The organism is Streptomyces sp. NPDC008092, from assembly GCF_042957285.1.
GTDB lineage: Bacteria > Actinomycetota > Actinomycetes > Streptomycetales > Streptomycetaceae > Streptomyces.
Window position 1 is genome coordinate 19,376 of the sequence record NZ_JBIBHY010000005.1, and the last position, 19,191, is coordinate 38,566.

The 19,191-nt window shown below is 71.7% G+C and carries 15 protein-coding genes; 10 read left to right on the top strand and 5 right to left on the bottom strand.

Annotation, left to right across the window (positions count from 1 at the left end; all coding sequences use genetic code 11):
- Nucleotides 1–130: 130 nt before the first annotated feature.
- Nucleotides 131–394, bottom strand: a complete 264-nt coding sequence (locus ACFZB3_RS16570) for a WhiB family transcriptional regulator (protein ID WP_003975777.1) — start codon at nucleotides 392–394, stop codon at nucleotides 131–133.
- A 631-nt stretch (nucleotides 395–1,025) separates the two neighbouring features.
- Here ACFZB3_RS16570 and ACFZB3_RS16575 point away from each other — a divergent pair.
- The 4 genes from ACFZB3_RS16575 to ACFZB3_RS16590 all read left to right on the top strand — a co-directional run bounded on the left by ACFZB3_RS16575 (nucleotide 1,026) and on the right by ACFZB3_RS16590 (nucleotide 5,016).
- Nucleotides 1,026–1,526: a cupin domain-containing protein gene (locus tag ACFZB3_RS16575; RefSeq protein ID WP_391375895.1), complete on the top strand. Its 501-nt coding sequence runs from the start codon at nucleotides 1,026–1,028 to the stop codon at nucleotides 1,524–1,526.
- A gap of 33 nt (nucleotides 1,527–1,559) precedes the next feature.
- On the top strand, nucleotides 1,560–2,519 hold the full coding sequence (gene cofD, locus ACFZB3_RS16580) for a 2-phospho-L-lactate transferase (RefSeq protein WP_391375898.1): 960 nt from the start codon (nucleotides 1,560–1,562) through the stop codon (nucleotides 2,517–2,519).
- The gene (locus tag ACFZB3_RS16585) at nucleotides 2,516–3,883 is read left to right on the top strand and encodes a coenzyme F420-0:L-glutamate ligase (protein ID WP_391375901.1); all 1,368 of its coding nucleotides are present in this window, start codon (nucleotides 2,516–2,518) and stop codon (nucleotides 3,881–3,883) included. Before cofD ends, ACFZB3_RS16585 begins: the two co-directional genes overlap by 4 nt.
- 119 nt (nucleotides 3,884–4,002) lie before the next feature.
- The gene (locus ACFZB3_RS16590) at nucleotides 4,003–5,016 is read left to right on the top strand and encodes a DNA-3-methyladenine glycosylase family protein (protein ID WP_391375904.1); all 1,014 of its coding nucleotides are present in this window, start codon (nucleotides 4,003–4,005) and stop codon (nucleotides 5,014–5,016) included.
- A 175-nt stretch (nucleotides 5,017–5,191) separates the two neighbouring features.
- Here ACFZB3_RS16590 and ACFZB3_RS16595 read toward each other — a convergent pair whose 3' ends face one another.
- Both ACFZB3_RS16595 and ACFZB3_RS16600 read right to left on the bottom strand, forming a co-directional pair.
- Complete coding sequence (locus ACFZB3_RS16595) at nucleotides 5,192–6,274, bottom strand: sugar phosphate nucleotidyltransferase (protein ID WP_391375907.1); 1,083 nt, start codon at nucleotides 6,272–6,274, stop codon at nucleotides 5,192–5,194.
- Nucleotides 6,275–6,434: 160 nt separating this feature from the next.
- Entirely contained in the window at nucleotides 6,435–7,814 is a 1,380-nt protein-coding gene (locus tag ACFZB3_RS16600) for an N-acetylmuramoyl-L-alanine amidase (protein WP_391375909.1), read from the bottom strand.
- 129 nt (nucleotides 7,815–7,943) lie between these two features.
- On the opposite strand from ACFZB3_RS16600, the gene ACFZB3_RS16605 reads away from it, so the two are divergent.
- The 5 genes from ACFZB3_RS16605 to ACFZB3_RS16625 all read left to right on the top strand — a co-directional run bounded on the left by ACFZB3_RS16605 (nucleotide 7,944) and on the right by ACFZB3_RS16625 (nucleotide 15,773).
- The gene (locus ACFZB3_RS16605) at nucleotides 7,944–8,699 is read left to right on the top strand and encodes a TIGR03089 family protein (RefSeq protein ID WP_391375912.1); all 756 of its coding nucleotides are present in this window, start codon (nucleotides 7,944–7,946) and stop codon (nucleotides 8,697–8,699) included.
- 401 nt (nucleotides 8,700–9,100) lie between these two features.
- The gene (locus tag ACFZB3_RS16610) at nucleotides 9,101–10,222 is read left to right on the top strand and encodes an LCP family protein (RefSeq protein WP_391375915.1); all 1,122 of its coding nucleotides are present in this window, start codon (nucleotides 9,101–9,103) and stop codon (nucleotides 10,220–10,222) included.
- Nucleotides 10,223–10,464: 242 nt separating this feature from the next.
- Nucleotides 10,465–12,180 carry an LCP family protein gene (locus ACFZB3_RS16615; protein WP_391375918.1) on the top strand — a complete coding sequence of 572 codons (1,716 nt, stop codon included), beginning with the start codon at nucleotides 10,465–10,467 and terminating at the stop codon, nucleotides 12,178–12,180.
- A gap of 230 nt (nucleotides 12,181–12,410) precedes the next feature.
- A complete protein-coding gene (locus ACFZB3_RS16620; RefSeq protein ID WP_391376925.1) occupies nucleotides 12,411–14,033 on the top strand; it encodes an LCP family protein in 1,623 nt (540 codons plus the stop codon).
- Nucleotides 14,034–14,219: 186 nt separating this feature from the next.
- Nucleotides 14,220–15,773: an LCP family protein gene (locus ACFZB3_RS16625; RefSeq protein ID WP_391375921.1), complete on the top strand. Its 1,554-nt coding sequence runs from the start codon at nucleotides 14,220–14,222 to the stop codon at nucleotides 15,771–15,773.
- A gap of 27 nt (nucleotides 15,774–15,800) precedes the next feature.
- Here ACFZB3_RS16625 and ACFZB3_RS16630 read toward each other — a convergent pair whose 3' ends face one another.
- On the bottom strand, nucleotides 15,801–16,835 hold the full coding sequence (locus tag ACFZB3_RS16630; protein WP_391375924.1) for a glycosyltransferase: 1,035 nt from the start codon (nucleotides 16,833–16,835) through the stop codon (nucleotides 15,801–15,803).
- A 249-nt stretch (nucleotides 16,836–17,084) separates the two neighbouring features.
- On the opposite strand from ACFZB3_RS16630, the gene ACFZB3_RS16635 reads away from it, so the two are divergent.
- Complete coding sequence (locus tag ACFZB3_RS16635) at nucleotides 17,085–18,482, top strand: LCP family protein (RefSeq protein ID WP_391375927.1); 1,398 nt, start codon at nucleotides 17,085–17,087, stop codon at nucleotides 18,480–18,482.
- 88 nt (nucleotides 18,483–18,570) lie between these two features.
- Here the strand turns inward: ACFZB3_RS16635 and ACFZB3_RS16640 are convergent, their stop codons facing one another.
- Nucleotides 18,571–19,119 carry a hotdog domain-containing protein gene (locus ACFZB3_RS16640; RefSeq protein ID WP_391375929.1) on the bottom strand — a complete coding sequence of 183 codons (549 nt, stop codon included), beginning with the start codon at nucleotides 19,117–19,119 and terminating at the stop codon, nucleotides 18,571–18,573.
- Nucleotides 19,120–19,191: the final 72 nt, after the last annotated feature.

A 19,191-nucleotide genomic window follows, 5' to 3' on the forward strand; every position in this document is an offset into this window, starting at 1 on the left:
AGCGACCACACTATCGGCTGGGCATGTCGACGGCCCGCCGCCTGTGGATAACCCACCGGCGACGGGCCGTTCGCGCAGCTCAGATGTGTGCGTTGTGTGGACGCCCGCTTCGGACGGCAGCCCCCGCGGGTCAGACGGCGGCCTTCTTGAGGCGGCGGCGCTCCCGCTCGGAGAGTCCGCCCCAGATACCGAACCGCTCGTCGTTGGCGAGGGCGTACTCAAGGCACTCGGAGCGCACCTCGCAGGCGAGGCAGACCTTCTTGGCCTCTCTGGTGGAGCCGCCCTTCTCGGGGAAGAAGGACTCGGGGTCGGTCTGGGCGCACAGCGCGCGCTCCTGCCAGCCGAGTTCCTCGTCCGCGTCGTCGACCAGCAGTTGCTGCACCAGCTCGGTCATGTGCGCCCCTCGTCTGTCTTTCACGTCCCCGTGCGTGGCCGTTACCGATTTCGGCTGAACGACACGAGTGAAATTACAAGTGTGCTGCTCCGGGCGAGTCAAGCCGAGATCTGCTATTGGGCCCGTTATTCACTCTGCGGAACCAAGGCCGTGCGGAAAGTGTTCAAATCGGCATAAACCTTGACATGCAGACGAGGCCCCGTCCGGGGCCTCCGACCCCATACAGAGCTTGTACGGAGAAGGACGCCCAGATGTTCGATCGCGTTCCGAAGCGGCTCGCGTGCCCGGTTGTGCGCCATGTGTCCCGGGTGCCGTCTGAACAAACCTTTCGGCAGCGAGGTGAACCGGATGAGGTGAACCGTGTCCCACATACCGGGCGTCGAGTTGACACGGGAGGTGTGAACCGATGTCCTTGTGGGCATGCTCGCGAACTTGGCATTCACCTCGACCGGCACCGCCGGGTCCCACGGTGCTGCCCGCGCTCGCTGTAGCTGTTGCTGTCGCAGCTGTTGAGCCGTAGTCGTAGTCGTATCCGACCGCTCCCGCTCCAGCCGCAGACCGAGTCCCCCGGACTCGGTTTTCGCTTTTCGTTCCCCGCTGACCTTCTTCACTGAGGAACCACCGCACCCCCATGAACAGCGACAACGACCTCCAGATCGCCGGCGACATCCTCGAAGTCCAGCACCTGCTGCAGCCCCCGCGCGAGCACCCGGTCACGGTGGCCGAGTTCGTCGGCCTGGCCCGCGCGATCGCCGCCGACCGCGCGCAGTGGGAGCACCTCGTCGAGTACGACGCGACCAGCCGCTGGTACCACCGGCTGCGCACCGGCCCCGGCTACGAGGTGTGGCTGCTGTCCTGGGTGCCTGGGCAGGGCAGCGGACTGCACGACCACGGCCGCTCCTCCGGGGTGCTGACCGTCCTGGAGGGCACGCTCACCGAACGCACCGGGCGCGGCACGCGCGCGTTGGGCGCCGGCGCGCAACGGGTGTTCGCGCCGGGGTACGTGCACGAGGTCGTGAACGACGCGCTGGAGCCGGCGGTGAGCCTGCACGTCTACTACCCGGGCCTGACCGAGATGCCCATGCACACGGCGGCCGCCGCGGCCTGCGAGGCCCGTCCCGTGACTGCGTGACGCGTTGTCCGACCCGCCTGCAAGACTTGGCCCATGCGCATTGTGGTTCTGGCAGGCGGTATCGGCGGTGCCCGGTTCCTGCGCGGTCTGAAGCAGGCCGTGCCGGACGCCGACGTGACCGTCATCGGCAACACCGGGGACGACATCCACCTCTTCGGGCTGAAGGTCTGCCCGGACCTCGACACGGTGATGTACACGCTCGGTGGCGGCATCGACGAGGAGCAGGGCTGGGGGCGGGCGGACGAGACCTTCCGCCTCAAGGAGGAACTCGCCGCCTACGGGGTGGGGCCGGACTGGTTCGGGCTCGGCGACCGGGACTTCGCGACGCACGTCGTGCGCACCCAGATGCTGGGTGCCGGTTACCCGCTGAGCGCGGTGACCGAGGCGCTGTGCGACCGCTGGAAGCCGGGCGTGAAGCTGATCCCGATGACCGACGACCGGGTCGAGACCCATGTGGCCGTAGAGGTCGACGGCGAGCGCAAGGCAGTGCACTTCCAGGAGTACTGGGTACGGCTGCGGGCCGGCGTCCCCGCCGAGGCGGTCGTCCCGGTCGGCGCCGAGCAGTCCAAGCCGGCGCCCGGCGTCCTGGAGGCGATCGCCGCCGCAGACGTGATCCTCTTCCCGCCGTCCAACCCGGTGGTCTCCGTCGGCACGATCCTCGCGGTCCCCGGCATCCGGGAGGCGATCGCGGACGCCGGGGTGCCGGTGGTGGGCCTCTCCCCCATCGTCGGGGACGCGCCGGTGCGCGGGATGGCCGACAAGGTGCTCGCGGCGGTGGGCGTGGAGTCGACGGCGGCGGCGGTCGCCGAGCACTACGGCTCGGGCCTGCTGGACGGCTGGCTCGTCGACTCCGTGGACGCGGGCAGCGTCGCGCGCGTGGAGGCGGCCGGCATCCGCTGCCGGGCCGTACCGCTGATGATGACCGACCTGGACGCGGCCGCGCAGATGGCCCGGGAGGCCCTGGCGCTGGCCGAGGAGGTGCGCGCGGCATGACCGACGCGACCGACACGACGGGCACGACCGGCACGGCCGATACCGCCGGCACGGCCGACGCGGTGCCCGCCTACCGGGTGTGGGCGCTGCCCGGGATCCCCGAGGTCCAGCAGGGCGACGACCTGGCGAAGCTGATCGCCGCGGCCGAGCCGGGGCTGGCCGACGGGGACGTGGTGATCGTCACGTCCAAGATCGTCTCCAAGGCCGAGGGGCGGATCGTCGAGGCGGCCGACCGGGAGGCGGCGATCGACGCCGAGACCGTGCGGGTGGTGGCCCGGCGCGGGACCCTGCGGATCGTGGAGAACCGGCAGGGCCTGGTGATGGCCGCGGCGGGCGTGGACGCGTCCAACACCCCGGCCGGGACCGTGCTGTTGCTGCCCGAGGATCCCGACGCCTCGGCGCGTGCCGTCCGCGCGGGCCTGCGGGACGCCCTCGGCGTCAACGTGGGCGTCGTCGTCACGGACACCTTCGGGCGACCCTGGCGCTCGGGGCTCACGGACGTCACCATCGGCGCCGCCGGCGTGGAGGTGCTGGACGATCTGCGCGGAGGCGTGGACGCGCACGGCAACCCGCTGGTCGCCACGGTCGTCGCCACGGCCGACGAACTGGCCGCCGCCGGTGACCTGGTCAAGGGCAAGGCGACGGGGATGCCGGTCGCCGTGGTGCGGGGCCTCGCGCACGTGGTGGCCGACGCCGGTGACGACGGGGACGGTGCGCGGGCGCTGGTCCGGGACGCGGGCAGCGACATGTTCCGGCTCGGGACGTCCGAGGCGGTCCGGGAGGCGGTGCGGCTGCGGCGGACGGTGCGGGCGTTCACCGACGACCCCGTCGACCCCGGGGCGGTACGGCGCGCGGTCGCCGCGGCGGTGACCGCGCCGGCGCCGCATCACACGACACCGTGGCGGTTCGTGCTGCTGGAGTCTGCCGAGGCGCGCGTCCGGCTGCTGGACGCGATGCGGGACGCGTGGATCGCCGACCTGAGGAAGGACGGCAAGTCGGAGGAGTCGATCGCGAAGCGGGTGCGGCGCGGTGACGTGCTGCGGAACGCGCCGTACCTGGTCGTGCCCTGCCTCGTGATGGACGGGTCGCACACGTACGGGGACGCGCGGCGGGACGCGGCCGAGCGCGAGATGTTCGTGGTCGCGGCGGGGGCCGCGGTGCAGAACTTCCTGGTCGCGCTGGCCGGGGAGCAGCTGGGGTCGGCGTGGGTCTCGTCGACGATGTTCTGCCGGGATGTGGTGCGGGATGCGCTCGCGCTGCCGGCCGAGTGGGATCCGATGGGGGCGGTTGCGGTGGGGACGGCCGCGGAGGCTCCGCGGGAGAGGGCGCCGAGGGAGGCCGGGGACTTCATCGAGGTGCGGTGAGTTGCTTTGCGCCTGCGGTTCGGGGACGTCCGGTTTCGTGGGCGGGTGCGGGCCGAGTGTGGCTGGTCGCGCAGTTCCCCGCGCCCCCGAAGGGGCGCCTGAGGCCTAGGATTCTTTGAATGGCTGGTCGGTTTGCTCCTGAGCCCACGCGTGCGACGGTGCGGGGTGGGCAGGTCGTCGTGCCTGCCGGCGGTGTTCCGAGGCAGGCTGTCGCGGCGGGGCGGGTGCGGCTCTGGAAGCCCAACGGGGTTCTTGATCTGGGGCTCGTGCTGGGACCGCTGCGGCGGGGGCCCGGGGATCCGACCTTCCGGGCCACCCGGGACGGGTCCGTGTGGCGGGCCAGTCTGACGCCTGCCGGGCCAGGGACGCTGCGGGTCGCCGGGTACGGCGGTGAGGTGCGCGGGGAGGCCTGGGGGCCGGGGGCCGATTGGCTGCTTGAGCGGCTGCCGGAGATGCTCGGGTCCGCCGACGACCCGTCCGCGTTCGTGCCCCGGCACCGGGTCGTGGCGGCGGCCCGGCACCGGCGGCCGGGGCTGCGGCTGACGCGGACCGGGCTGGTGCTGGAGTCGTTGATCCCGTCGGTCCTGGAGCAGAAGGTCACCACCGACGAGGCGTACCGGGCCTGGCGGTTGCTGGTGCGCAGGTTCGGGGAGCGGGCGCCGGGTCCGGCGGGCGTGGGCGAGCGGCCGATGTGGGTGATGCCGGCGCCGCGTACCTGGGCGCTGATCCCGTCCTGGGAGTGGCACAAGGCGGGCGTCGACGACAAGCGGGCCTCGACGATCCTGCGGGCGGTACGGGTCGCCGCGCGGCTGGAGCAGGCCGTGGGGATGGCGGCGGAGGCGGCGCAGGCGCGGCTGGAGGTGGTGCCGGGGGTGGGGCCGTGGACGTCGGCGGAGACCGTGCAGCGCAGTCATGGGGCGGCGGACGCGGTGACGGTCGGGGACCTGCACCTGCCGGGGATCGTGGGGTGGGCGCTGGCCGGGGACCGGGATGCCGACGACGAGGTGATGCTGCGGTTGCTGGAGCCGTATGCGGGGCAGCGGCATCGGGCGGCTCGGCTGATCCTGCTGAGCGGGCAGACGCCGGCGAGGCGGGCGCCGCGGATGCCGCGGGGGGATATCGGGCGGTTGTGAGCGGGTGCGGGTGGGTGGGGGCGGGGGGACGCTTACCGGCGCTTGCAGGGTGCCGCTGCGCCCACCCGTGCCGCCCTGCGGCACGCCTGCCCGCAGCTGTGGAGCCCCGTAAGGGGCGCGGGGAACTGCGCGACCAGCCCCCGCTCACCCGCAGCCGAAACGCAAGGACCGGACCCTACTGGTCCGAAGAGAACCGCACCGCCCCCGCCGGGATCATCGCGTCGCACCACACCCTCGCGCCGTCCCGGAGTTCGTTGTCGGCGCCGATGACCGCGCCGTCGCCGATCACCGTGCCGGTGAGGACCGAGCGTTCGCCGACGCGGGCGCGGTTGCCGATGAGGGAGTCGGTGATGACGGCGCCGGGTTCGATCACGGCGCCCGGGAGGATCGTCGAGCCGAAGACCCGCGCGCCCTCCGCCACGAACGCGCCCTCGCCCACCACCGTGCCGCCCGTCAGCTTCGCGTCCGCCGCGACCCGGGCCGTGGGGAGGACGAGGCGGTCGCCGCAGCGGCCGGGGACCGCCGGGGACGGGGCGCGGCCGAGGACGAGGTCCGCCGAGCCGCGGACGAAGGCCGCGGGCGTGCCGAGGTCGAGCCAGTACGTGGAGTCGACCATGCCCTGGAGGTGGGCGCCGGCCGCGAGCAGTTCGGGGAAGGTCTCGCGCTCCACGGACACCGGGCGGCCCGCCGGGATCGTGTCGATGACCGAGCGGCGGAAGACGTACGCCCCCGCGTTGATCTGGTCGGTGACGATCTCCTCGGGGGTCTGGGGCTTCTCCAGGAAGGCGAGGACGCGGCCCGTCCCGTCGGTGGGGACGAGGCCGTACGCGCGGGGGTCCGTCACCTGGGTGAGGTGCAGGGAGATGTCCGCCGAGGTCGACTCGTGCGTGGCCACCAGGGCGCGGATGTCCAGGCCCGTCAGGATGTCGCCGTTGAAGACCAGGACCGGGTCGTCGGGGCCGGAGTGCAGCCGGGCGGCCACGTTGCGGATCGCGCCGCCGGTGCCGAGGGGTTCTTCCTCGGTGACGTACTCGATGTGCAGGCCGAGTGCCGCGCCGTCGCCGAAGTACGGTTCGAAGACGTCCGCCAGGTAGCTCGTCGCGAGGACGATGTGCTCCACGCCCGCCGCTCTGGCTCTGGCCAGCTGGTGTGTCAGGAACGGCACGCCGGCCGCCGGGACCATCGGCTTGGGCGTGTGGACCGTGAGCGGCCGCAGCCGGGTGCCTTTGCCGCCGACCAGGAGGATCGCTTCTGTCACCTGTCGTCTCTGCTTCCTGCCGGGACCGGCCGAACTCTGTGTCGGCCGGCCAGTGTATGCAGACCGTGCGACGGCGCCCTCGACGGCCGCGTGGTGCCACGCGGCATGGGTGTGCGGTTTCCCCCGACTGCCCCCGACGGCGGTGAACGCCGGCCCGCGCTCAGCGCCCCTGGAGGTGCGCGGAACTGGTCCGGGCCGAGCCGAGCTTGGCGTAGAGCTTGGCGCCTGGGCATTCGGTGGCGTACCCGTCCCTGTGGCCGGAGATCACGTTCAGTCGTACGTTCTTCCCCTTTGGGTAGAGATTGCCACCCCCGGACTTCAGATATGTCTTTCCCTTCGGATTGGCCCCGAAGAGCCCGAGTTTCCACGCGGTGAGCTTGGCGACGCCGGTCACGGCGGCCACGGGCGGCTTGTGCGAAGCGAATGTGCCGATCACCGCGATGCCCATGCTGTTGTTGTTGAACCCGAGGGTGTGGGCGCCCCTGACGGCCTTCGCCGCTCCCCCGGCGCGGCCCTCGTAGAGGGTTCCGCACTTGTCGACGAGGAAGTTGTAGCCGATGTCCCGCCAGCCCATGGTCACGACGTGGTAGCGGTAGATACTGCGGATGACGGACGGGGCCTCGGAGCAGCGGTAACCGTTGCCGGAGTCGGTGTGGTGGACGAAGGCCGCCTTGATCTTCCCCGTGTAGACGAACCCCTTCTCGCGCAGCGACTCGTCGGCGCCCCAGCCGCGGCGGGTGACGATCCTCGGGCGCGGTCCGATGTACGGCTTCGCGAGCGGGGCGCCGGCGTCGCCCAGCTCGCGGAGTTCGCGTTCGGTGTCCTCCCGGCTCAGCGCGGGGATCTCGGTGGCGGCGAAGGACACGAGGCCGGCGTTGACCGCGGCCGCCGGGTCGGCCTCGGTGTCGGTGCGCGGTCTGTCGGCGGGCGGGCCCTCGGACGGGGCCTCGTCGCCGGGGTCGACGAGTTCGAGGCGCAGGCCGGCCGGGAGCAGGTCGCGTCCGACGCCGGGGCCGGGGCCGAGGCCACGCCGGTCGGAGTCGTCGCCGGCTGCGGTGCGTACACGTACGTCGACTCCGTCCGAGTCACCGACCCACAGGGGCGCGGTGGCGCCGTGCACCCGGCCGGAGGAGGCCTCCGCCGTGTCCGGGTCGGCGCCGTGGTCGGCGTTGTGCGTGTCGACGTCCTGCCAGCCCGACCAGAGGCCGGTGGCCGCGGCCCGGGTGCGCACCTGGACCTGGCCGTGCAGCTCGGCTCCGGGGTCGTCCCAGCTGACGCCGACGAGCGAGAAGTGCCGTACGTCGGTGCGGTACGCGCCCTGTTCCGGGGCCTGGCCGAGGACGCGCTCGCGGGTGCGGGGGGTGAGGGGCAGCGACTGGGTGCTGCCGGAGAGGGCGGCGGCCGTGGCGGGGCGGGCGGTGGTCGTCGTGGCCCGGTCCGCGGGTGCGGCGGCCGCGGACGGCACGTTGAGCAGGGCCGGCGGGAGGGTGAGGGCCGCCGCGCAGGTCACGCCCATCGAGCAAGTCAGGAATCCACGCATGCCCCTGATATTGAACACAGTCAGACAAACGTGCCCATCGGGGAACTGACGGTCCGTCGGGGCCCGCTACGCCGAACCGGTGGCCCCGCCGGCCGGTGCGGGGGCCGGCCGCGGCGTACCCTTGCGCGGGTGAACGCCACCGATCGCACCCCTGCCGACCTGCTGCGTTCCGCGCTCGCCGCGGATCCCGGACGCCCCCTGGTGACCTTCTACGACGACGCGACGGGCGAGCGCGTCGAATTGTCCGTGGCCACTTTCGCCAATTGGGTGGCGAAGACGGCGAATCTGTTGCAGACCGATCTCGCGGTGGGGCCGGGTGACCGGGTCGCCCTGCTGCTGCCGGCGCACTGGCAGACGGCGGTGTGGCTGCTGGCGTGTTCGTCGGTGGGCGCGGTCGCCGACGTGGCCGGGGAGCCGGGGGCGGCCGACGTGGTCGTCAGCGGGCCGGACTCGCTGGAGGCGGCGCGGGCGTGCCGGGGGGAGCGGGTCGCTCTCGCGCTGCGGCCGCTGGGTGGGCGGTTCCCGCGGACGCCGGAGGGGTTCGTCGACTACGCCGTCGAGGTGCCGAGTCAGGGGGACCGGTTCGTGCCGTTCTCTCCGGTGGATCCGGAGGAGCCCGCGCTGATCGTCGCGGGGGCGGAGATGAGCGGTGCCGAGGTGGTGGAGCGGGCGCTCGGGGATGCGGCGGGGCTGGGGCTGACCGGGCCGGGGGCGCGGTTGCTGTCGGGGCTGGGGTACGACACGTGGGAGGGGCTGAGCGCGGGGTTGTATGCGCCGCTCGCCGTCGGGGGGTCGGTGGTGCTGTGCCGGCATCTTGGTGAGCTGGGTGAGGAAGGGATCGCGAAGCGGATCGAGAGCGAGCGGGTCACGGCTTCCGCTCGCTGAGCCCGTGCTTCGGCTGCGGGCCGGTGGGGGCCGTTCGCGCAGTTCCCCGCGCCCCCAAGAAGGTGGGACCACCACCCGCGTGAACAGCCGACCGCCCCACACGCCCACTCACCCGCGTAAGCAGCCAGCCGCCCCGACAAGACCGCTCACCGGCATAAGCAGCCGACCGCTCCCGGACAGACCCGCTCACCCGCGTGAGCAGCTGACCGCCCCACGCACACGACCGCCCACCCCCGTAGGCAGCCGGCCCCCCGCACACAAGACCACCCACCCGCGTAAACAGCCGGTCGCCCCCGGCAGGGCCACCCGCCCGCGTGAGCAGTCGGCGTCTCGGTGGGACCGCTCACCCGCGTGGACCAGTTGGTCCGGCTTCGGGTCTCGTCCCGGGGCACTGTTGAGGAGTGACCGACGTCGTAGGGGCATCCGCCACCGGGTACGGGCTTGCCCGGCGGCGGCGTCGGCGTTGGGTGCGGGGGGCGGCTCTGGGTGTCGGTGTGGTGCTGGTCGGTGCCGTCGGTGGCGGCTGGGCCCTGTACGCCAAGCTCAGTCACAACATCACCGCCGACGAGGCGGCCGAGGCCGAGCTCGCCCGGTACGAGCGGGAGCGGCCCACCGCGCTGGTGCGGGGCGCGCAGAACATCCTCCTCATCGGGTCGGACACCCGCGCCGGGGACGGCAACGGCCGCTACGGCAAGGACTCGGGCACCGAACGCTCCGACACGACCATCCTGCTGCACCTCGCCCGCGACCGGCGCAGCGCCACCGCGGTCTCGCTGCCCCGGGACCTGATGGTGCACGTGCCGGACTGCCTGCGCGCCGACGGGCGGCGCAGCGAGCCCTCGTTCACGCTGTTCAACTCGGCCTTCGAGGTGGGGGGTTCGGCCTGCACCATCCGTACCGTCGAGAAGCTCACGGACATCCGGATCGACCACCACGTCGTCGTCGACTTCAGCGGGTTCAAGGACATGGTCGACGCGATCGACGGGGTGCAGGTGTGCCTGGAGAAGCCGATCGACGACAAGGCGGCGAAGCTGCGGCTGCCCGCCGGGCGGGTCACCCTCGACGGGGAGCAGGCGCTGGGGTACGTACGGGTGCGCAAGTCGCTCGGGGACGGCAGTGACACCGGGCGGATGGACCGCCAGCAGCAGTTCCTGGGGGCGCTCGTCAACAAGGTGCGGAGCAGCGACGTACTGCTGAATCCGGCGAAGCTCTACCCGCTGCTGGACGCGGCGACCTCGGCGCTCACCACCGATCCGGAGCTGGCCAGTCTGCGGGGGCTGTACCAACTGGTGCGCGGGCTGCGGGACATCCCCACCGACCAGGTGCAGTTCCTCACCGTGCCGCGGGAGCCGTACGTGTACGACTCGAATCGCGACCAGTTGGTGGCGGGCCGGGCGGACGCGCTGTTCGCACTGCTGCGGGCGGACCGGCCGGTGAAGGTCGCGAAGAAGAACGCTTCCTCCGGGGACTCCGCGGGGTCCGCATTTCGCGGTAACACCGCCGCCGAGGACAGTTGCGCGTAAAGCACTCGCCAAGGCGGCGAACTTCCGCGCCGTTCGTTGTCAGTTAAATGAGACGGATTGCCCGGTTGTAGGGAGGACGAATTTGTCACTGGCGTCACTCGACGCTGAACTGGGCGGATAGTGTGAGCGCTCCGGTGCATCCGGCCGCGAGGTCCGTCCTGGGGTCGCGCACCGCGAAACGTGACCGAGCGCCTTGGTGGGGGGAAGGCGCCGCGTGGCCCCGACGGAGGATTCGGACAACCGTGGACGCGCAAGGCCGTGGGCGGGCGGACAACATCGATCCCGCAGACCAGTGGGTGCTCAATCCGAACACCGGTGAATACGAACTGCGACTGACGCATTCCGCACCGCAGTCGCCGGTACCCGGACCGCGCAGACCGGCTTCGCCGGGCGCCGGCGCGGGCGATACCCGGGAGACCGCGAGCCCGGAGATCCCGGGGCAGCGCAGACGGCGCGCCGAGCCCGAGCCTGCGGCGGGCCGGCGCTCGCGGCGGCAGCCGGTGAAGAAGAAGTCGAAGGCCAAGAAGGTCCTGCTGTGGACCGGCGGGACGATGGCCTTCGTGCTGGTCGCCGCCTCGGCCGCCGGCTACCTCTACATCAAGCACCTCAACGACAACATCACGTCCGTCTCCGACGACGGCGCGAGCACCGGTGGCTTCAGCAAGGACAAGGCCATCAACCTGCTGATCATCGGCACCGACAAGCGGACGGGCTCGGGCAACGAGGGCTACGGCGACGCCGGCAGCGTCGGGCACGCCGACACCACGATCCTGCTGCACATCGCCAAGGACCGCTCGAACGCCACCGCGCTGAGCATCCCGCGCGACCTCATCGTCGACGTGCCCGACTGCCAGACACAGCAGTCGGACGGGACCGAGAAGGTCATCGCGGGCACCGAGAACGTCCGGTTCAACACCAGCCTGGGCCAGGACGGCCGTACCGCCAGCTGCACCGTGCGCACGGTGACCGAGCTGACCGGGATCCAGGCCGACAACTTCATGGTGGCCGACTTCAACGCGGTCAAGACACTGACCGACGCCGTCGGCGGGGTCGAGGTGTGTCTCGCCAAGGACATCGACGACTCGGACTCGCACCTGAAGCTGTCCAAGGGCACCCACAACATCTCCGGCGAGACCGCGCTGGCGTTCGTGCGCACCCGGCACTCGGTCGGCTTCGGCGGCGACCTGAGCCGGATCCAGCTCCAACAGCAGTTCCTCAGCGCCCTGATGCGCAAGCTCAGCTCCAACTCGACGCTGACCAGCCCGACCAAGCTGCTGAAGCTGGCCGAGGTCGGCACCAAGGCGCTCACCGTCGACTCCCAGCTGGACAGCATCGGCAAGCTGAAGGACCTCGGTCTGGAGCTCGGCAAGCTCAACCCGAAGAACCTGACCTTCACCACCATCCCGGTGCTGGACAACCCGGCGGAGAAGGTGAAGGCGACCGTCGTGCTCAACGAGACGAAGGCGCCCGCCGTCTTCCAGGCGATCAAGGACGACGTCTCCTTCACGGCCGTCAAGAAGAAGCAGGCGCAGGCCAGCAAGGACGCGGCCGCCGCCCGCCTGGAGGGCAGCAAGTCGGCGGCCTCCGAGGTGCGGGTGCGGATCCTCAACGGCGGGGCCCAGGCCGGCAGCGCCCAGGAGACCCTCAACTGGCTGCAGAACGAGCAGGGCGTCCTCAAGTCGGAGAACGCCGGCAACGCGGCCGCCGCACTCAGCAAGACCACCCTGGAGTACGCGCCCGACCAGGCCGACCAGGCGCGTGAACTGGCCAGCCTCATGGGGCTGTCCGGGTCGGCGATGAAGCCGGGCAAGAGCGTGACCAACTCCCAGGGCCTGCCCGCGATCACGCTGACGCTGGGCAAGGACTTCCAGGGGGCGGGAGTCTCCCTCACCACTCCGACAAAGGCGCCGGACGTGGACAGCAAGACGACGGCGGACAAGGTGACCTGCGCCAAGTAGGGCGGCGCGACGAAGAGTTACGGCACACGACCGTCAAGTAACGGCGAATAAGTAGGTAACCCTATGGGTCCGTCACGCGTCTAACCGGGCGCGGGGCGGACCCGTGTGGTCCGTGTGGCGTCCGACGGGGGGCGTGGCGGCGGGCCTGTGCGCACAGGGCGCAGGGTGGGGAGGGCAGGGCGTTGACGCGGAGCGATGTGCGGGGGGAGGTGCCTGCGGTCGAGGACACGATGTCCCTCGCGCCGAAGGCACGCAAGGCACCGTCGAAGGCACCGGAGGCACCTGACGTGCCGGGCGGCGCCGGCGACGGGCCTCGCAAGGGCGGCCCGGCCGGTGGCCCGGGAAGACGCGGCCGACGCGTGCTGCGCTGGTCGGCGACCGTGCTGTCGGTGGTGATCCTCGGTACGGCCGGCGCCGGTTACCTCTACTACCAGCACCTGAACGGCAACATCCAGAAGGGCCAGCGCGAGAGCGGCGACGCCAAGGCGCGCAGGACCGCGGCCAACGCGGCCGGCCAGACGCCGCTGAACATCCTGCTGATCGGCTCCGACAGCCGTAACTCCGACGAGAACGTGAAGCTCGGCGGCGCCAAGTACGACCGGGGCAGCCCGCCCCTCGGCGACGTGCAGATGCTGATCCACCTGTCGGCGGACCGGAAGAGCGCGGCGATGGTGAGCATCCCCCGGGACACCCGCGTCGACATCCCCAAGTGCACGGACCCGAAGACCGGCAAGGTGTACCCGGCGACCAACACCATCATCAACGAGTCGCTGGCCCGCGGCGGCGCCGGCTGCACGCTGGCCACCTGGGAGAACCTCACCGGGGTCTACATCGACCACTGGATCACGATCGACTTCGCGGGCGTGGTGAGCATGGCGGACGCCATCGGCGGCGTCGACGTCTGTGTGAACCAGAACGTGTGGGACCGGCCGACGGCCGCGGTGCCCGGCGGCTCCGGGCTCAAGCTGACCGCCGGCACCCACAAGGTGCAGGGCAAGCAGGCCCTGCAGTGGCTGCGCACCCGGCACGCCTGGGGCAGCGACCCGCTGCGGGCCAAGGCCCAGCACATGTACCTCAACTCGATGATCCGGACGCTGAAGGGGCAGAACGTCTTCACCGACACCGGCAGGCTGATGGACCTGGCCGAGGCGGCCACCAAGTCGCTGACGGTCTCCGAGGAGATAGGCAGCCCGAAGAAGCTCTACGACCTGGGCATGCAGCTCAAGTCGGTGCCCACGGACCGCATCACCTCGCTCACGATGCCGAACGTCCAGGACCCGCAGAACAAGGACCACCTCGTGCCGGACGGCGCCAACGCCGACCGGATGTGGCAGATGCTCCGCGACGACGTGGCGTTCGACAAGAACGGCGGCGCCGCGGAGGGCAGGAAGAAGACCACGGCGAGCGCCACGCCCGCCAAGGAGCCGTCCGTCCCGGCGGGCAGCCTCGGCGTGCTGGTGCGCAACGCCACCGGTACCGCCACCGAGGCCGCGGTCCCCGGCCGGGCCCGGACGCTCGCCCAGGAGCTGGCCGCCAAGGGCTACGGCCGGGCCACCGCGGACACCTCGGGGGCCGCCCAGGCGGTGGAGAAGACGGTGGTCCAGTACCCGAGCGCGGATCTGGAGGGCGACGCCCAGGCGGTCGCCAAGGCGCTGGGCATCCCGACGGGCCAGGTGCAGCAGACCACCGATGTGTCGGGGGTCACGCTCGTCGTCGGCGCCGACTGGCGGGACGGGACGGCGTACCCGAAGCAGTCCGCGCCGAAGGCCGGTGACCTGCCGGAGAACGCGGACGCGATCAACGGTTCGGACACCAAGCAGTGCATGGACGTGTACGCGCCCTATCGCTGGTAGCCGGAGCACACAGGTCCGCACAGGTAGGCACAGGTAACTCCTAAACCACTGCATGACACTGCCGCCGTGCCCAGGTGCCCGGGAGTTCCGGGTGCGGTGGCAGGTGCGAGCGGGAGGGCGGGCAAGGTGGTGCGCAGCAGTGTGCGGGGGGAGGTGTCCGACGTGGTGTCCGCGGTCGAGGACACCATGTCTCTCACCCCTCAGGACGGCGGGGGCCGGCGGAGCGGGCACGGTACGGAGGCCGGCGACCGCAGACGCCGCAGACGCCGGATCGTGCGCTGGTCGGCCTCGGTGCTGGCGCTGGCCCTGGCCGGCACCGCGACCGCCGGGTACCTGTACTACGAGCACCTCAACGGCAACATCAAGAAGGAGTCCCTGAACATCGGGGACTCCAAGGACCGCGCCACGAAGGCCAAGGCGAACGCGGCCGGCCAGACCCCGCTGAACATCCTGCTGATCGGCTCCGACGCCCGGGACTCCGCCGAGAACGTGAAGCTGGGCGGCGCCGCGGACATCGGCACCGCCGCCCGCGCCGACGTCCAGATGCTGCTGCACGTGTCGGCCGACCGCACCAACATGTCGGTGGTGTCGATGCCCCGCGACACACTCGTCTCCATCCCCAAGTGCACCGACGCCAAGACCGGCAAGGTGTACGCGGCCACCGACGACACGATGACCAACGCCTCCCTGGAACGCGGCGGCCCCGGCTGCACGGTGGCCACCTGGGAGAAGCTCACCGACATCCACATCGACCACTTCATGATGGTCGACTTCTCGGGCGTGGTGTCCATGGCGGACGCGATCGGCGGGGTGCCGGTGTGTGTGGACGCCAACATCTACTCGCACACCTCCACCGGCCACGGCTCCGGCCTGAAGCTGACGAAGGGCACCACCTCCGTCAAGGGCAAGCAGGCCCTGCAGTGGCTGCGCACCCGCTACGGCTTCGAGGACGGCAGTGACATAGCCCGGACCAAGGCCCAGCACATGTACATGAACTCGATGGTCCGCCAGCTGCGCTCCAACGCCACCCTCAGCAACCCCGACAAGCTCCTGGGGCTCGCCGAGACCGCCACCAAGGCGCTCACGGTCGACACCGGCCTCGGCTCGGTCACCAAGCTCTACGACCTGAGCAAGGAGCTGAAGAAGGTCCCCACCGACCGCATCACCATGACGACGATGCCGTTCGTGTACTCCTCCGACGGCAACCGCGTCCTGCCCAAGCCCACCGACGCGGCCAAGCTGTGGCGGCTGGTCCGCGAGGACGTCGCGCTGGACGGCAAGGACAAGAAGAAGACCACGACGGCCACGACGAAGGTCACCGACAAGGCGGCGGCGGACGACAAGATCGCCGTACAGGTGCAGAACGGCACGAAGAGCAGCACGGAGACCGCCGTCACCGGCCGGGCCGCCGCCGTCACCGGACTGCTCGTCGGCAAGGGCTTCACGAAGGCGGCGGCCGACACGTCGGCGCTGCTGAGCGAGGACGAGACGCTGGTGCGCTATCCGAGCGCGGACCTGGCGGGCGACGCCCAGCGGGTCGCGAAGGTCCTGGGCATCCCCAGTGACCAGGTGAAGAAGTCCACCGCCGTCGACGGCGTCACGCTGGTCGTCGGCGCCGACTGGCGCTCGGGCACCGAGTACACCGCGGACGACGACACCACCACCCCGGCGTCCGCGAACGCCCTCAACGCCTCGGACACCAAGGCGTGCATGCACGTCGACCCGGACTACACCTGGTGACGCCCGCGGGGCCGGTGGCGCCGGTGCTCAGTTCGAGGAGGGGCTGAGCACCGCGGGGCGACGGGACGCGATGACCCGCTTCGCCAGCGACCTGGGGCTGGTCAGGAAGCCGTACCCCCACGACATGTGCATGGTGGCGAGGGCGACGGGGATCTGCAGCCGTGCCCTCGGCGGCAGCCCCTTGCCGGCCGGGAGGGACCCGGCGACGATCGCCGCGAGATAGCCGCCGGGGATCACGAAGGCGAGCGGGGTGACCAGCGCCCCGGCGACGATCCCCGCGGCTATCGCGCACACCGCCACCGGCGGCGCGAGGTAGCGCAGGTTGATGGAGCCCTCGTGGTAGCGGGCCACGACGTGCCGCCAACGGCCGTAGTCCTTGTACTGCTTGGCGAGCGCCTGCACGCTCGGGCGCGGCCGGTACGACACCTTCAGCTCCGGCGAGAACCAGATCAGCCCGCCGGCCTCACGGATCCGGAAGTTCAGCTCCCAGTCCTGGGCGCGGATGAACTCCTCGTTGTAGCCGCCCTGTTGCTCCAGCGCCTCGCGCCGGAAGACGCCCAGGTAGACCGTGTCGGCGGGGCCTGCCTCGCCACCCGTGTGGAAGGCCGCGTTGCCGACGCCGATCTTCGAGGTCATGGCCGCCGCGACGGCGTGCTCCCAGTCGTTCTCGCCCTCGGCGTGCATGATGCCGCCGACGTTCATCGCGCCGGTCTCCGCCAGGAGCCGTACCGCGGTGGCGATGTAGTTCGGGGAGAGCATGCCGTGGCCGTCGACGCGGACCACGACCGGGTGCCGGGAGGCCTTGATCGCGGCGTTCAGCGCGGCCGGGGTGCGCCCGGTCGGGTTCGGGACGGTGTGCACGCGAGGGTCTTCGGCCACGAGCGCGGCGGCGATCTCGTCCGTGCGGTCCTTGGACGGACCGAGGGCGATGACGACCTCCAGCTCACCGGCGTACTCCTGCGCGAGGATCGCTTGGACGGCCCCGCGCAGGTGCCGCTCCTCGTCGAGGACGGGCATGATCACAGAAACTGCGGGGTGCCGCACGTCGGGCTTGGCGTTCATAGGGGGCTCACGTTACCGCGAACGGGGGACACCGGTGCGCGCCGCATGGGCGGTGACGCGGGCTGAAGGTCGTATCGGCCTACCGTGCTCACGGATCCCACGTACGGCCTCGTCCGGAGGTGTCCTTTGTCCGCCAGCCCGCCCCGGTCCCCCGCCCGGCCCGTCCGGCCGCAGCGCCGACCGCAGCCCACCCGTCAGGCCCCGCGGCCGCCGGTACGACCCGCAAGGCCCCGGCGGCCGCGCTGGGCCATGCGGGCCGTGACCACGCTCTCGGTGGTGGTGCTGGCGTCGGCCGGGATCGGACACTCGGTGATGGCCGGCCTGGACGCGGACATCGCCCGGGTCGACCCCTTCAAGGACATGAAGAACCGTCCCGCCGCCGGCCACGGCATGAACGTGCTGCTGGTCGGCACCGACGGCCGCGACAAGATCACCGAGCGGGAGCGGCGGAGGTACCGGCTGGGCGGGGCGCCCTGCCACTGCACCGACACGATCATGATCGTGCACATCTCGGCGGACCGGGAGCGGGCGACGGTGGTCAGCCTGCCGCGCGACTCGTACGCCGAGGTCCCGGCGCATGTGGACGAGACGACGCACCGCACGTACCCGGCCCACCCCATCAAGCTGAACGCGGCCTACGCGGAGGGCGGCCCGCAGCTGACCGTCCGCACGGTGGAGGACATGACCCATCTGAAGATCGACCACTACCTGGAGGTCGACTTCATCACCTTCATGCGGACCGTCGACGTGCTCGGCGGGGTCCAGGTCTGCACCGCCCTGCCGATGAAGGACTCCTACACCGGCCTGAACCTCTCCCCCGGCACGCACACCCTGAACGGCGGCCAGTCCCTGCAGTACGTCCGCGCCCGGCACGTCGACGCGGCCAGCGACCTGGGCCGGATGAAGCGGCAGCAGCGGTTCCTGGCGTCGTTGATCGAGCGGGCCACGTCGAGCGGGGTGCTGCTGAACCCGATCCGGTTCCGGGACGTGACGCGGGCGGTGCTGGGGTCGGTGCGGGCCGACACGGGCTTCGGCACGGACGAGCTGCTGGACCTCGGCCGGGCGATGCGCAACTTCTCCCCGTCCTCGTCCGAGTTCACGACCGTCCCCATCGGGCAGCTGGCGTACCCCGTGAAGGGCATCGGCTCGACGCTGAAGTGGGACCGGGCCGGGTCGGACCGGCTGTTCCGGTCCCTGCGCGACGACCAGCCGCTCGCGCCGGCCGCGCCCGCGCATGCGCCGCCGGCCGCGCCGAAGCCGCAGGGGCCGCCGCCGGCGACGGTGGAGGTGGCGCCGGCCACGATCCGGGTCCAGGTGGAGAACGGCACGGCCACGGCGGGGGTGGCGCGGCGGATGGACGCGGCGCTGGCGGCGACGGGCTTCGCGACGAACCACCGGCCGGTGACGGCCGCGCACCGCGACGTGAAGCGGACGGTGGTCTCCTTCGACCCGCGGTGGGACCGCTCGGCCCGGTCCCTGGCGGCGGCCCTGCCGGGCAGCGAGCTGCGGGCCGTGCCGGGGCTCGGGCCGGTGCTGCGGGTGACGGTGGGGGCGGACTTCAAGGGTGCGGTGCGGAAGGTGCGGGTGGACGAGCCGGCACCGCAGGGCACCTCTTCTGTGATCCGGGGGGACGAGAAGGTCTGCTGAGGGTCGTGGGTCGGGTGCGGGTGCGTGGGGGCTGGTCGCGCAGTTCCCCGCGCCCCTAAAAGCAGGGCGCGGCCGACGGCGCACCGCCCTAGTCCAGGTACCCTTCGGCCACCCTGCGCTCGCGCAGCTCCCTGATCTCCCGCCGCCTCGCCAGCCGGTGCGTGCGCCTGATCTGGGCCTCCTGGTAGCGCCGCCGGTCCCGGTCGGTCTCCGGCAGGACCGGCGGTACCCGGCGCGGCTTGCCGTCCGCGTCGACCGCCGCGAAGACCAGGTAGGCCGAGCCGACCTGGGTGGCGGGCGTCGACTCGTTCCAGCGTTCGGCGAGGACCCGGACCCCCACCTCCATCGACGTCCGGCCGGTCCAGTTGACCTGCGCCTTGACGTGCACGAGGTCGCCGACGCGGACCGGCTCCAGGAACGCCATCTCGTCCATGGACGCGGTGACGGCGGGACCGCCCGAGTGGCGCCCGGCGACCGCGCCCGCCGCGTCGTCCACGAGCTTCATGATCACGCCGCCGTGCACCGTCCCGAGGAGGTTGGTGTCGCTGTGGGTCATGATGTGGCTCAGCGTGGTCCGGGACGCGGACGTCGGCTTGCCGGGTATACCGGATTCCGCCTCGGGGGCCTGGTCTGTCATGGCCCCCACCTTATGCCGAAGCGACAATCGCGGAATTTGTGTCGGGTTCGCAACAGCGGCGCCCTGATTTTC